This window comes from Bacillus pumilus (genome assembly GCF_038738535.1).
Classification (GTDB): Bacteria; Bacillota; Bacilli; order Bacillales; family Bacillaceae; genus Bacillus.
Map to the genome: position 1 here is coordinate 1,505,585 of NZ_CP046128.1, position 13,811 is coordinate 1,519,395.

The 13,811-nt window shown below is 40.8% G+C and carries 13 protein-coding genes; all 13 read left to right on the plus strand.

What is annotated here, in order from left to right; genetic code table 11:
* The first annotated feature begins 19 nt into the window (after window positions 1-19).
* The 13 genes from GKC25_RS07460 to flgC all read left to right on the plus strand — a co-directional run bounded on the left by GKC25_RS07460 (window position 20) and on the right by flgC (window position 13,800).
* Window positions 20-1,756: a hypothetical protein gene (locus GKC25_RS07460; protein ID WP_034662394.1), complete on the plus strand. Its 1,737-nt coding sequence runs from the start codon at window positions 20-22 to the stop codon at window positions 1,754-1,756.
* Complete coding sequence (locus tag GKC25_RS07465) at window positions 1,753-2,028, plus strand: FlhB-like flagellar biosynthesis protein (RefSeq protein ID WP_003211418.1); 276 nt, start codon at window positions 1,753-1,755, stop codon at window positions 2,026-2,028. The genes GKC25_RS07460 and GKC25_RS07465 overlap by 4 nt, the downstream gene beginning before the upstream one ends.
* Before the next feature lie 176 nt (window positions 2,029-2,204).
* Window positions 2,205-3,365, plus strand: coding sequence for an ADP-forming succinate--CoA ligase subunit beta (gene sucC, locus GKC25_RS07470; protein WP_012009945.1), 1,161 nt, complete (start codon window positions 2,205-2,207; stop codon window positions 3,363-3,365).
* Between the two features lie 22 nt (window positions 3,366-3,387).
* On the plus strand, window positions 3,388-4,290 hold the full coding sequence (sucD, locus tag GKC25_RS07475; RefSeq protein ID WP_003212080.1) for a succinate--CoA ligase subunit alpha: 903 nt from the start codon (window positions 3,388-3,390) through the stop codon (window positions 4,288-4,290).
* 63 nt (window positions 4,291-4,353) lie between these two features.
* On the plus strand, window positions 4,354-5,256 hold the full coding sequence (gene dprA, locus GKC25_RS07480; protein WP_095285166.1) for a DNA-processing protein DprA: 903 nt from the start codon (window positions 4,354-4,356) through the stop codon (window positions 5,254-5,256).
* 193 nt (window positions 5,257-5,449) lie between these two features.
* A complete protein-coding gene (gene topA / locus GKC25_RS07485; protein WP_060596250.1) occupies window positions 5,450-7,525 on the plus strand; it encodes a type I DNA topoisomerase in 2,076 nt (691 codons plus the stop codon).
* Between the two features lie 70 nt (window positions 7,526-7,595).
* A complete protein-coding gene (trmFO, locus tag GKC25_RS07490) occupies window positions 7,596-8,900 on the plus strand; it encodes an FADH(2)-oxidizing methylenetetrahydrofolate--tRNA-(uracil(54)-C(5))-methyltransferase TrmFO (RefSeq protein ID WP_034662383.1) in 1,305 nt (434 codons plus the stop codon).
* A 62-nt stretch (window positions 8,901-8,962) separates the two neighbouring features.
* Entirely contained in the window at window positions 8,963-9,880 is a 918-nt protein-coding gene (gene xerC / locus GKC25_RS07495) for a tyrosine recombinase XerC (protein WP_342689642.1), read from the plus strand.
* A 14-nt stretch (window positions 9,881-9,894) separates the two neighbouring features.
* The gene (gene hslV, locus GKC25_RS07500) at window positions 9,895-10,440 is read left to right on the plus strand and encodes an ATP-dependent protease subunit HslV (protein WP_003211247.1); all 546 of its coding nucleotides are present in this window, start codon (window positions 9,895-9,897) and stop codon (window positions 10,438-10,440) included.
* A gap of 16 nt (window positions 10,441-10,456) precedes the next feature.
* Window positions 10,457-11,857, plus strand: a complete 1,401-nt coding sequence (hslU, locus tag GKC25_RS07505; protein ID WP_060596254.1) for an HslU--HslV peptidase ATPase subunit — start codon at window positions 10,457-10,459, stop codon at window positions 11,855-11,857.
* A 34-nt stretch (window positions 11,858-11,891) separates the two neighbouring features.
* The gene (gene codY / locus GKC25_RS07510) at window positions 11,892-12,671 is read left to right on the plus strand and encodes a GTP-sensing pleiotropic transcriptional regulator CodY (RefSeq protein ID WP_034662375.1); all 780 of its coding nucleotides are present in this window, start codon (window positions 11,892-11,894) and stop codon (window positions 12,669-12,671) included.
* Window positions 12,672-12,958: 287 nt separating this feature from the next.
* Complete coding sequence (gene flgB, locus GKC25_RS07515) at window positions 12,959-13,348, plus strand: flagellar basal body rod protein FlgB (protein WP_012009952.1); 390 nt, start codon at window positions 12,959-12,961, stop codon at window positions 13,346-13,348.
* A complete protein-coding gene (gene flgC / locus GKC25_RS07520) occupies window positions 13,348-13,800 on the plus strand; it encodes a flagellar basal body rod protein FlgC (RefSeq protein ID WP_012009953.1) in 453 nt (150 codons plus the stop codon). Before flgB ends, flgC begins: the two co-directional genes overlap by 1 nt.
* Window positions 13,801-13,811 lie beyond the last annotated feature (11 nt).

Consider the following 13,811-nt stretch of genomic DNA (forward strand, 5'->3'; position numbering starts at 1 on the left):
ACCAAGGAGGCTGCCTGTGATGACAAGAGTTGAGGACATACATACAGCACTGAATAGCCGGTTAAGTGCGGCAGAATCTGTTCCATTAAACACCGAAGGAAAGGAAAATGTGCATCGGCTGATTCTCGGTAAAGTACTGAAAATGCTTGGAGATGATACAGCCCTTGTTCAAATAGGCTCAACAAAAATAAAAGCACAGCTAGCGGCTCAGCTCAAAGCAGACGCATTTTATTGGTTCCAATTTGAACAAGAGGGTGGAGGCAGCCTCAATAAACTAAGGCCAGTACAGCAATTTGATCAAGACCCTAAGACATTAAAGGATGCAGCTGCCAAACTATTAGAAGGTCTCTCACTTAAAAACGGACTTGAAAACATCCTAACAGCCACAGCTTTTTTAAAAGAAAAATCCGTTATCAACGAAGCAGAGTTAAAAACGGCAGTGAAGTGGATCGAACAGCTTCAAGGAGCTGATGTGAAAAAAGGTCTTCAGGCACTCCTATTTGCTTTAAAGAAAGACTTGCCGATCCAGGAAGGAGTGCTTCAATCAATTTTAGCCGTGAAATCATCCTCTGCTCTTCATCAGGATATGACAGCGTTGCTAGAACGATTAACACAGCTCCCGAAGCACTCAGACGCCACACAGGCCCTTACACAAGCCATTCGATCAGTCATAGATGCTGAGACGACCGTCCATGCAGAAAAGCTCTTATCGGTCCTTCTAGCAGCGAGAGAAGGGGCGGCGAAGCAAGGAGGCAGTCTATCTGTAACGCCTCAGCCCAATCTGTCTCAGCCAAAAGAAAATAGCCAAGCTCCAATCGCTCAAGAGCGTCAGACGACCCAAGTTCTTCAATCTAACGTGCAGCAGTCAACAAGTCCAAAAGAGCTGCAAATCCCGCTTCAGCAAATTGAGCGGATAATGGCAAGTTTGACGAAGCAAGGTGCAGATGGGCAGCAAGAGCCTAGCTTAAAACAGCTCACGTCATTGCTGCAAGGGCTTCAGCAGGCAGGATCTCAGCCTGACGCAAAAGCATCCGTGCTTCAAAAAGAATTTCCGTTCCTGTCAAAAACAGAGGCGAAAGCATTGGCTCAGGTGGTGCAGCAGACGGAACCCGCATTAAGCAATAAAACCGATGTGCTCGATTTACTCATGACGATGAAAAAGGCAATAGGTGTACGAGATGAAATCGGTATGCTGAAACTACTCGAAAAAGGCAGCCAGGATGTAAAAAGTCAGGAGCTTCACCAATTAAAGCTCGTCTTAAATGATGTGAGGCAGGCTGATTTACCAGAGCCCGTAAAAAAAGAAGTCGATCAATTGTTTCATAGATTGAACGGGCAGTTATTTGTGCAGCAGGAGAACCAAACCATCAGCCAAATGATGGTCTCTTATCCGCTCTTTTCAAAACATAGTGTTCAAGATTTAACCTTTATTCTAAAAGGACATAAGAAAAAAGATGGCTCTATTGATATTTCTCAGTGCCGTCTCATGTTTTACTTAAACATGGAAAACCTCGAAGAGACATTAATCGACTGTACGATTCAGCAAAAGGTCATGGCAATTACAGTTGAAACCGGTCATGAACTTCAAGGAACCATTAATCCGATGATTCCAGCTGTTCGGGAGAATTTAAATGCCTTAGGATACAGTTTAACGGGAATTACAGCAAAGAAGAGACAAGAGCCAGTAGATCCGTCTCACTTTCTAGATGAACACTTTCATAAAATCAGCGAGAAAGGGCTGGACTTACGAGTATGAAGGATTCAAAACCGCTTAGAAGGGCGGTCGCTCTACATTATGATGAAGAAAAACAAAAGGCGCCAAAAGTCGTCGCAACAGGGAGCGGCTATGTGGCAGACCATATCATTGAAGAAGCAAAAAAGTCGGGAGTTCCTATCCAAGAAGACCGTAATTTAGTCGAACTCATGCGCCACTTAACGCTGGATGAGGAGATCCCTGAAGCGTTATACGATACTGTAGCAGAAATATTTTCGTTTATTTATAGATTAGATCAAAAAATGAAAAAATAAGGTAAAATAAGTGATTTGGCTGAAAAATTTATATTTTTAATAAAATAAAAGTTTGAATGTTTAGAAGGATTTTACGATTTTACATAGAACCCTAGACATTCTCTTTTTTATTCTTTAAAATGAAAGCGCAGTCTATTTTATAATTTTTGTTTCTACATATGTTGGGAGGATGGGAAATGAATATCCATGAGTACCAAGGAAAAGAAATCCTAAGAAAATATGGGGTTTCAGTTCCAAATGGTAAAGTAGCATTTACACCTGATGAAGCAGTGAAAGCATCAGAAGAGCTAGAAAGCTCTGTATATGTCGTAAAAGCACAGATTCATGCAGGCGGCCGTGGTAAAGCAGGCGGGGTAAAAATTGCAAAAACAAAAGATGAAGTGAAAGGGTTTGCAGAGGAATTGCTCGGTAAAACACTTGTCACACATCAAACTGGGCCTGAAGGGCGCGAAATAAAACGCTTACTTATTGAAGAAGGCTGCGATATTCAAAAGGAGTACTACGTTGGACTTGTTTTGGACAGAGCGACATCAAGAATTGTATTGATGGCTTCTGAAGAAGGCGGTACTGAAATTGAAGAAGTAGCAGAAAAAACGCCAGAGAAAATCGTCAAAGTGGTCATCGACCCAGCGATTGGCTTGCAAGGCTATCAGGCAAGAGAAGTAGCGTTTAAAATTAATATTCCAACAAAATTAGTTGGCCAAGCTGTTAAGTTTATGACAAGTCTTTACAATGCGTTTATTGAAAAAGATTGTTCAATTGCTGAGATTAATCCACTTGTTGTAACAGGCGATGGAAAAGTCATGGCACTTGATGCGAAATTAAACTTTGATAGCAATGCTTTATATAGACAAAAAGATATATTAGAATACCGTGACCTTGATGAAGAGGATCCAAAAGAAATTGAAGCATCTAAATATGATCTAAGCTACATTTCTCTAGATGGAAATATTGGCTGTATGGTCAATGGTGCAGGTCTTGCGATGTCTACAATGGATATCATCAAGCATTACGGCGGTGACCCTGCAAACTTCCTGGATGTTGGGGGCGGTGCAACAGCTGAAAAAGTAACGGAAGCATTTAAAATCATCTTATCTGATCAAAATGTAAAAGGGATTTTCGTGAACATTTTTGGCGGTATCATGAAATGTGATGTCATTGCAGAAGGTGTCGTTGAAGCGACGAAACAAGTCGGCTTAACATTACCACTCGTTGTACGTCTTGAAGGAACAAACGTTGAATTAGGGAAGAAAATCCTGAGTGATTCAGGCTTAAATATCACTTCTGCTGAGTCTATGGCTGACGGGGCAGAAAAGATTGTATCTTTAGTCAAGTAGAGCAGAAAGGCAGGGAACCTAAATGAGTGTATTTATTAATAAAAATACGAGAGTAATTGTTCAGGGGATTACCGGTTCAACCGCATTGTTCCATACAAAACAAATGATTGAGTACGGAACAAATATTGTTGGCGGTGTCACACCTGGAAAAGGTGGAACTGAAGTAGAAGGAGTTCCTGTATTTAATACTGTATCTGAAGCTGTTCAAACAACTGGAGCAAATGCTTCTGTTATCTATGTACCAGCACCATTTGCAGCAGATGCCATTTTAGAGGCTGTTGATGCAGAAGTCGATCTAGTCATTTGTATCACAGAACATATTCCAGTGCTTGACATGGTCAAAGTGAAACGGTATATGGAAGGGAAAAAGACAAGACTTGTTGGCCCTAACTGCCCAGGTGTCATTACACCTGAAGAATGTAAGATTGGGATCATGCCTGGCTACATTCATAAAAAAGGTCATGTGGGTGTTGTTTCTCGTTCTGGAACGCTTACATATGAAGCGGTACATCAGCTTTCAGAAGCTGGCGTTGGTCAATCGACAGCTGTAGGAATCGGCGGAGACCCTGTCAATGGGACGAACTTTATTGATGTATTAAAAGCATTCAATGAAGACCCTGATACACATGCTGTGATTATGATCGGTGAAATCGGCGGTACGGCTGAAGAAGAAGCAGCTGAATGGGTAAAAGCAAATATGACAAAGCCAGTCGTTGGCTTTATTGGCGGTAAAACGGCGCCTCCAGGAAAACGCATGGGACATGCTGGTGCCATTATTTCTGGTGGTAAAGGAACAGCTGATGAAAAAGTAAAAACAATGCGTGAATGTGGAATTGAAGTGGCAGAGACACCATCTGTCATGGGAGAAACATTGATTAAAGTGTTAAAAGAGAAGAATCTCTTCGAAGCTTGTAAAACGCATTAATGACACAAGAAGACTTGTTCTTTGACAAGTCTTCTTCTTTCTATCTTAAACTGGAGGAATGGTATGTACAACGTGTCCGAAAGAATGATTTTTCACCGCTTAAAAGGCCTCATCTCACCCTCTTTGTTAACAAAATGGTGGAAAGTCGATCCTGAGCTATATATAAATGAAGAAACACAACATTTCAAACAGGATCGATCATTACAAACGATCGACTTTACCCGCTTAAAACAAGCCGAAGAAAATGAATTCCCCATTTTTCAACACATCGTTCAAGCCTATTTAAAGCAAAACATTCACATGATACCCATCACATCACCCTTATATCCCAGCACACTAAAACATATTTATGATCCTCCCCCTGTGTTATTCCTAAAAGGAAACATATCATATTTAAATGAAGAAAAAAGTTTAGGTGTAGTAGGCACACGAGTTCCATCGTCTTATGGAGAAGCATGTGTGAAGAAAATTGTTGGTGAGCTTGTAAAGGAAGATTGGACGATTGTCAGTGGCTTAGCAAAAGGAATTGATGGACTTTCACATAAAGAGTGCATTCGGAATAAAGGGAAAACCATCGGTATTATAGCAGGCGGATTTCAGCACTTATACCCAAAGGAACATGTGCAAATGGCTCAATACATGGGAGAGCATCATTTGCTTTTATCCGAGCACCCGCCTTATGTGAAACCAGAAAAGTGGCATTTTCCAATGAGGAATCGTTTAATTAGTGCGCTGACAAGTGGAACCATCGTGATTCAGTGCAAAGAAAAGAGCGGTTCGCTCATTACCGCGTATCAAGCACTTGAGCAAGGCAAAGAGGTATTTGCGGTCGCAGGATCTATCTTTGATCCTAATTCCACAGGACCAGCCAGACTTATACAGCAGGGAGCAAAGCTTGTTCATTCAACGAAGGATATTTTAGAGGAATTCTCCTTCCGCAGCGTTCAATATACTGAACTCTCATAAAAATATCGTTTGACAAAAGACATAGGAATATTTAATAATAGTGAGGATTTAAGTTTACACTTTGTTTTTCGTGTTTATAATGATGTTCATCATAAAGAATTTTTAATGATTGCCTGTTAGATAAGTGCAATTAACATAAATATGAATTGTGAAATGTATAAAGAGAGAACACCTCTTAAGGGGGATTTTGAGTATGGCTGATTATTTAGTCATCGTTGAGTCGCCAGCCAAGGCGAAAACGATTGAGCGTTATTTAGGTAAAAAGTATAAAGTAAAGGCTTCAATGGGGCACATAAGGGATTTACCGAAAAGTCAGCTTGGTGTTGACACTGAGCATGACTTCGAACCGAGATATATTACGATTCGCGGGAAAGGCCCCGTTTTAAAAGAATTAAAAACAGCTGCGAAAAAAGCAAAGAAAGTCTATCTCGCAGCTGACCCCGATAGAGAGGGAGAAGCGATTGCTTGGCATTTAGCGCATAGCCTTGACCTTGACCTCTCTTCTGACTGCCGCGTTGTCTTTAATGAGATTACAAAAGATGCCATTAAAGATTCCTTTAAGCATCCACGTATGATCAACATGGATTTAGTTGATGCACAGCAGGCAAGACGGATCTTAGATCGTCTCGTCGGGTATAAAATCAGTCCGATTTTATGGAAGAAAGTGAAAAAAGGCTTAAGTGCCGGTCGTGTTCAATCAGTTGCACTCCGCCTGATTATTGATCGTGAGAATGAAATTAATGAATTTAAACCAGAAGAATACTGGACAATTGACGGTACATTCCTAAAAGGAAAAGAAAGCTTCGAAGCGAGCTTCTTTGGCGTCAATGGCAAAAAGCATCCACTGAAAACAAAAGAAGATGTAAAAGAAATCCTTTCGAAACTAAAAGGGAGCAAATTCTCTGTAGAGAAAGTGACGAAAAAAGAGCGTAAACGCAACCCAGCTGTTCCGTTTACAACCTCTACTTTACAGCAGGAGGCTGCAAGAAAATTAAACTTCCGTGCGAAAAAGACGATGATGATTGCACAGCAATTATATGAAGGAATAGATCTTGGTAAAGAAGGTACAGTCGGACTCATTACATATATGAGAACGGACTCAACACGTATTTCCAATACGGCGATTGAAGAAGTATCTGCTTTCATTGATCAGACGTACGGTAAGAATTTCTTAAATACAACAAAACGAACCGCTAAAAAGAACGAAAATGCACAAGATGCTCACGAAGCCATCAGGCCGACTTCTACGCTAAGAAAACCAGCAGATGTCAAACATGTCTTAAGCCGAGATCAGCTGCGTCTGTATAAATTGATTTGGGAACGATTCGTGGCAAGCCAAATGGCGCCGGCTGTTCTTGATACAATGAGTGTAGACCTTGACAATAACGGGCTTACATTCCGTGCTAACGGGAGCAAAGTGAAATTCCCTGGATTCATGAAGGTATATGTAGAAGGGAAGGACGACCAGTTAGAAGAAAAGGACAAAATGCTGCCTGATCTTAAAGAAGGTGATACGGTTCTTTCAAAAGATATCGAACCTGAACAGCACTTCACGCAGCCGCCTCCGCGCTACACTGAGGCAAGACTTGTCAAAACACTTGAAGAACTGGGTATAGGCCGTCCGTCTACTTATGCACCAACATTAGATACGATTCAAAAGCGCGGCTATGTCGCACTTGATAATAAACGGTTTATCCCAACAGAGCTTGGGGAAATTGTTCTTAACTTAATCATTGAATTCTTCCCTGAAATCATTAACGTGGAATTCACAGCGAAAATGGAAAAAGAACTTGATAGCGTTGAAGAAGGTACGATCGAATGGGTTCGCATTATCGACAGCTTCTATCAAGACTTTGCAAAACGGGTAGAAAAAGCAGAAGCAGAGATGCAAGAAGTTGAGATTGAGCCTGAATACGCCGGAGTCGACTGTGAAGAGTGCGGACATCCGATGGTGTACAAAATGGGTCGATACGGTAAGTTCATGGCTTGCTCTAACTTTCCTGACTGCCGTAACACAAAACCAATTGTCAAAGATATTGGTGTGAAATGCCCGACTTGTCATGAAGGAAACATTGTTGAACGAAAATCTAAGAAGCGCCGCATTTTTTATGGCTGTGATCGTTTTCCAGAGTGTGAATTCGTCTCTTGGGACAAACCAATTGAAAGAAAGTGTCCAAAATGCGAAAATATGCTTGTAGAGAAAAAGCTGAAAAAAGGCATTCAAGTTCAATGTGTGAACTGTGATTATAAAGAGGAACAACAAAAATAGCGGTGAACAGCCTTGTTCACCTGCTTTTTTATGTCATCAAACAGAACTTACGAAATAGGAGAGTTGTACAATGAGTCAATTTGTAAATGTGATCGGAGCAGGTTTAGCCGGAAGTGAAGCGGCATGGCAAATTGCCAAACGCGGAATTAAAGTCAACTTGTATGAAATGAGACCTGTCAAACAAACGCCAGCTCACCATACAGATAAATTTGCAGAGCTTGTATGCAGTAATTCACTGCGTGCCAACGCTTTGACGAATGCGGTCGGTGTATTAAAGGAAGAAATGCGTCATTTAGATTCAGCGATTATCGCAGCAGCAGACGAAAGCTCAGTCCCTGCTGGCGGAGCGCTTGCAGTAGATCGTCATGAATTTGCAGCAAACGTTACCGATCGCGTGAAAAATCATCCGAATGTGACGGTTTTTCAAGAAGAAGTGCAAAGCATTCCTGAAGGTCCGACAATTATTGCAACGGGCCCGCTTACATCTGAAGCACTTTCAAAAGAATTAAAATCGTTAACGGGTGAAGAGTATCTGTACTTCTACGATGCAGCGGCACCTATTCTAGAGAAAGATAGCATTGATATGGATAAGGTGTACTTGAAATCACGCTATGACAAAGGAGAAGCCGCTTATTTAAACTGTCCAATGACAGAAGAGGAATTTGATCGTTTTTATGAGGCGCTCATTTCTGCTGAAACTGTGCCATTAAAAGAGTTCGAAAAAGAAATCTTCTTTGAAGGCTGTATGCCAATTGAAGTCATGGCGAAAAGAGGAAAGAAAACGATGCTGTTTGGTCCGATGAAGCCAGTAGGACTTGAAGATCCGAAAACAGGAAAAAGACCTTACGCTGTTGTTCAATTAAGACAAGATGATGCAGCAGGTACTTTATATAACATCGTCGGCTTCCAGACACATCTGAAGTGGGGCGACCAAAAGGAAGTATTCCGCTTGATTCCAGGTCTTGAAGAAGCAGAAATCGTTCGATACGGCGTAATGCACCGCAATACATTTATTAACTCACCAAGTCTTTTAAAACCAACGTATCAGTTTAAAAATAGAGAGGATCTATTCTTTGCCGGACAAATGACAGGCGTTGAAGGCTATGTCGAGTCCGCAGCTTCCGGACTAGTGGCTGGAATTAACGCCGCTCGTTTTGTCAAAGGAGAAGAGCTTGTGACACTTCCGGAGGAAACGGCGATCGGCAGCATGGCTTATTACATCACATCGACAAACAAGAAAAGCTTCCAGCCGATGAATGCGAACTTTGGCTTGCTGAAAGATCTTGGTGTTCGGATTAAAAACAAACAAGAGCGTTATGCAGAGTACGCTAAGCGCGCAATCGAAACTATTCAAACTATTTCGAAATCTCTGTAGTAAAACATTGCACGGAAAGCAAGATATGTGATACCATTTAAAAGCCTTAAAGAGGTGTAAAAATGACGAATAAACAGCGTCTTGTCCACTTATTCATTGAATATCTGCAAATTGAAAAAAACTATTCTGCTTTAACAATCTCAGGATATACAGAAGCAATTGAAGAGTTTGTCAGATTTATGAACATTCAAGGAATAGACGGTTTTGAAGAGGTATCCTATCAAGATACGAGAATTTATTTAACAGAAGCTTATGAAAAAGGCCTGACAAGAAGAACGATTAGTAAGAAAGTCTCTGCGCTTCGCAGCTTTTATAAATTTCTATTAAGAGAACAGCTTGTGAAAGAAAATCCTTTTTTACTCGTTAGCTTACCAAAGCAGGATAAGCGAATTCCTTCATTTTTGTATGAAGAGGAACTTAAAGAGCTTTTTACAGTTTCTGATGTCAGCACACCGCTTGGGCAAAGAAACCAAGCGATTTTAGAACTTCTTTATGCAACAGGTATGAGGGTCAGTGAGTTATGTTCATTAAAAGAATCTGATCTTGATTTATCGTTGGATACAGTGCTTGTTCATGGGAAAGGCAGCAAGCAGCGGTATGTTCCTTTCGGTTCATATGCTCATGAAGCGCTCATCATTTATTTAGAGGATGGAAGGCAGAAGCTGGAAGCTAAGGGGAATGATCGTGCTGATGCATATGTGTTTTTGAATCAGCGCGGGGCGCCTCTTACAGACAGAGGCGTTCGATTCATTCTCACTGAATTAATGAAAAAGGCGTCAGGCACACTACATATCCATCCTCACATGTTAAGGCACACCTTTGCCACACACCTCTTAAATGAGGGGGCAGATTTGAGAAGTGTTCAAGAACTTCTCGGTCATTCGAATTTATCATCAACTCAGGTGTACACGCATGTATCAAAAGATTCTTTAAGGAAAACATACATGTCTCATCACCCAAGGGCTTTTAAACGATCCTAAAAGGAGGTTTTTTCATGTCATCATTTCATGCAACAACCATCTTTGCCGTTCAACATAAAGGAAAAAGTGCGATGGCTGGAGACGGTCAAGTCACTTTCGGGCAGGCTGTCGTGATGAAACACACGGCAAAAAAAGTGCGCCGTCTTTTCGGAGGCAAGGTGCTTGCAGGTTTTGCAGGTTCAGTAGCAGATGCATTTACACTCTTTGAAAAGTTTGAAACGAAGCTTGAAGAATATGGTGGTAACTTAAAGCGGGCAGCCGTAGAACTAGCGAAAGAATGGCGAAGTGACAAGATGCTCAGACAGCTTGAGGCCATGCTGATCGTTATGAACAAAGACAGCATCCTGCTTGTCTCTGGGACAGGAGAGGTCATCGAACCAGATGACGGTATTTTGGCCATCGGCTCAGGCGGCAATTATGCGCTTAGCGCCGGGAGAGCACTCAAAACACATGCAGGTGATCACCTCACAGCGAGAGATATTGCAAAGGCTGCTCTTGAAACCGCCGGAGAAATCTGTGTCTACACGAACGATCAAATCACTTTAGAAGAGCTTGAATAGAAAGGACATGAGACGTATGGAGAAAAAGCCGTTCACCCCAAGAGAGATAGTTGAAAAGCTTGATCAATATATTATTGGTCAGCTTGATGCGAAAAAAGCAGTGGCGGTGGCTTTAAGAAACCGTTACAGAAGAAGCCTTTTACATGATAAGCTAAAGGATGAAGTCGTTCCGAAAAATATTTTAATGATCGGCCCAACAGGTGTGGGGAAAACAGAGATTGCCCGCAGAATTGCAAAAATTTCTGGTGCGCCTTTTATTAAAGTGGAAGCGACGAAGTTTACTGAAGTTGGTTATGTCGGCCGTGATGTAGAATCGATGGTCAGAGATCTAGTTGAGACAGCGATCAGAATTGTCAAAGAAGAAAAGATGAAAGACGTTCAAGAAGAAGCAGAAAAACAAGCAAATAAACGTCTTGTTCATTTACTTGTTCCTGGAAAGAAAAAAAGCCAGTCTGTGAAAAATCCTTTTGAGATGCTGTTTGGCGGTTCTGATGAAGATGACCGTGATCGAGATCAATCAAGTGAAGAAGTTGAACTTGAATCGACAAGAAAGCGAATCACTCATCAGCTGGCTATGGGAGAACTTGAAGATCATTACGTCACGATCGAAGTTGAAGAGCAGCAGCCATCCATGTTTGATATGCTTCAGGGCTCGGGTATGGAGCAAATGGGCATGAACATGCAGGATGCGCTCGGCAATCTCATGCCTAAAAAGAAAAAACGCAGAAAGCTGACCGTCAGAGAAGCAAGAAAGGCGTTAACTGCTGAGGAAGCTTCAAAACTGATTGACATGGATGAAGTCAGTCAGGAAGCCGTTTATAAAGCAGAACAGCAAGGGATTATTTTTATCGACGAAATCGACAAAATCGCCAAAAGCGGTGGTGCATCATCTGCAGATGTTTCTCGTGAAGGTGTTCAACGTGATATTTTACCGATTGTAGAAGGTTCAACTGTGATGACGAAATATGGGGCAGTAAAAACAGACCATGTGCTTTTTGTAGCAGCAGGTGCATTTCATATGGCGAAACCATCAGATTTGATTCCAGAGCTTCAAGGGCGCTTCCCAATCCGTGTAGAATTAGATAAATTAAGTATCGAAGACTTTGTGAAAATCTTAACGGAACCAGATAACGCATTATTAAAGCAATATAAAGCTTTACTTGAAACAGAAGGTATATCTCTTGAATTTTCTGACGATGCTATTCATAAGATTGCCGAAGTGGCTTATCATGTCAATCAGGAGACAGATAACATCGGTGCAAGAAGGCTTCATACCATACTTGAAAAGCTGCTTGAAGAGCTTTCATTTGAGGCGCCTGATATTACACTGGAGACAGTGACCATTACCCCTCAGTATGTAGAAGAGAAGCTAGGAAAGATTGCAAATAACAAAGACTTAAGTCAATTTATACTTTAACAAATGAATAAAGTAATCTAGGAGGATCATTAATATGGCGTTACTACAAAAAACAAGGATTATTAACTCAATGCTGCAAGATTCAGCAGGGAAACCAGTTAATTTTAAAGAAATGGCGGAAACACTGAGAGATGTCATTGATTCAAACATTTTTGTGTTGAGTAGAAGAGGGAAGCTTCTAGGCTACTCGATCAACCAGCAGATTGAAAATCCGCGTATGAAGAAAATGCTTGAAGACCGTCAGTTCCCTGAAGAATATACAAAGAGTCTATTCAACATCCCTGAAACATCTTCAAACCTTGACATTAACAGTGAGTATACAGCTTTCCCAATTGAGAACCGTGATTTATTCGAATCAGGTTTGACAACCATTGTTCCAATTATCGGAGGAGGAGATCGTTTAGGAACGTTAATCCTGTCTCGTTTGCAAGATACATTCACTGATGATGATTTAATACTTGCTGAGTACGGAGCAACAGTTGTTGGAATGGAGATCCTTCGTGAAAAAGGAGAAGAAATCGAAGAAGAAGCAAGAAGTAAAGCGGTTGTTCAAATGGCGATTAGTTCTCTTTCATATAGTGAGCTTGAAGCCATTGAGCACATCTTTGAAGAACTTGATGGCAACGAAGGGCTCCTTGTGGCAAGTAAAATTGCTGACCGTGTAGGAATCACTCGTTCAGTGATCGTGAACGCCTTACGTAAGTTAGAAAGTGCAGGTGTCATCGAATCTCGTTCTCTTGGAATGAAGGGAACGTATATCAAAGTGTTAAACAACAAATTTTTAATTGAACTTGAAAATTTAAAATCTCATTAATCAAAACCCCTTTTCGGCCAAAATTACAAGCTGAAAAGGGGTTTTTTGTATAAAAAAAGAGGATTTGTCCGAAAAATGACACTCTTTTTTCCAAGAAAACCCTTACAATTCTTAGTTCTTTGAATCTAGGTCTTTATGCCTATTCGTAAAATAGATATATATTACGAGTTTTTTTTACATATACATCATAGACTTTAATCCTATTATTTCTTACAATGAACATATGGTTTTACAAATCTCGACATGATTAAATGGAATGAAATACATATGATTGGAGGTATATGGTTTTGGATATATTTTCTGGAACGATAAGCAACCTTGAGAATGCCTTGGGCAGAGCGAATGTTAAGCAAAAAGTCATAAGCAATAATATCGCGAATATAGACACACCGAACTACAAGTCGAAAAACGTCGCTTTTCATGATATGCTAAACGATGCGTCGATCAAGTTAGATGCTAAAAAAACATACCAAGGTCACATTGATTTTTCTAAAACAGGGTCTAATTATTCAGTTGTTTCGAGCAACCGTACTTCATATCAAGAAAACGGAAATAATGTCGATATTGATCAAGAGATGAGTGAACTCGCTAAAAACCAAATTCAGTATAATGCGTTGGTTGAAAGAATGAGTGGAAAATTCAATTCTCTTAAAACAGTTTTGACAGGAGGTAAGTGATGTCAATTTTTTCAGGAGTTAACGCTTCGGCCTCAGCATTAACAGCTCAGAGGCTCAGAATGGACGTTGTATCCTCTAACCTTGCAAATATGGATACAACAAGAGCGAAACAGGTTGATGGCAACTGGGAGCCTTATAGACGTAAGCTCGTCACATTACAGCCGTCAGGTGAATCGTTTTCATCTATATTGAACTCAAGCATGAATTCGAGCGGCAAATTAGGAAACGGCGTGAAAGCAACGAAGATTACAGAAGACGAAACTCCATTCAACCTTCAATATGATCCTACAAATCCCGATGCCAATGAAAATGGATATGTTCAAACACCTAATGTTGATCCATTAAAGGAAATGGTTGACCTCATCAGCAGCTCAAGGTCATATGAAGCAAACGTGACCGCACTAAATGCGAATAAAAGCATGTTGATGAAAGCTTTAGAAATAGGAAAGTAAGGTGAAAAGAA

Coding starts and splice junctions, on each gene's coding strand:
- xerC (WP_342689642.1), top strand. CDS start 8,963: ATGACGAATAAACAGCGTCTTGTCCACTTATTCATTGAATATCTGCAA.
- codY (WP_034662375.1), top strand. CDS start 11,892: ATGGCGTTACTACAAAAAACAAGGATTATTAACTCAATGCTGCAAGAT.
- hslV (WP_003211247.1), top strand. CDS start 9,895: ATGTCATCATTTCATGCAACAACCATCTTTGCCGTTCAACATAAAGGA.
- sucD (WP_003212080.1), top strand. CDS start 3,388: ATGAGTGTATTTATTAATAAAAATACGAGAGTAATTGTTCAGGGGATT.
- GKC25_RS07460 (WP_034662394.1), top strand. CDS start 20: ATGACAAGAGTTGAGGACATACATACAGCACTGAATAGCCGGTTAAGT.
- hslU (WP_060596254.1), top strand. CDS start 10,457: ATGGAGAAAAAGCCGTTCACCCCAAGAGAGATAGTTGAAAAGCTTGAT.
- flgC (WP_012009953.1), top strand. CDS start 13,348: ATGTCAATTTTTTCAGGAGTTAACGCTTCGGCCTCAGCATTAACAGCT.
- GKC25_RS07465 (WP_003211418.1), top strand. CDS start 1,753: ATGAAGGATTCAAAACCGCTTAGAAGGGCGGTCGCTCTACATTATGAT.
- sucC (WP_012009945.1), top strand. CDS start 2,205: ATGAATATCCATGAGTACCAAGGAAAAGAAATCCTAAGAAAATATGGG.
- topA (WP_060596250.1), top strand. CDS start 5,450: ATGGCTGATTATTTAGTCATCGTTGAGTCGCCAGCCAAGGCGAAAACG.
- dprA (WP_095285166.1), top strand. CDS start 4,354: ATGTACAACGTGTCCGAAAGAATGATTTTTCACCGCTTAAAAGGCCTC.
- trmFO (WP_034662383.1), top strand. CDS start 7,596: ATGAGTCAATTTGTAAATGTGATCGGAGCAGGTTTAGCCGGAAGTGAA.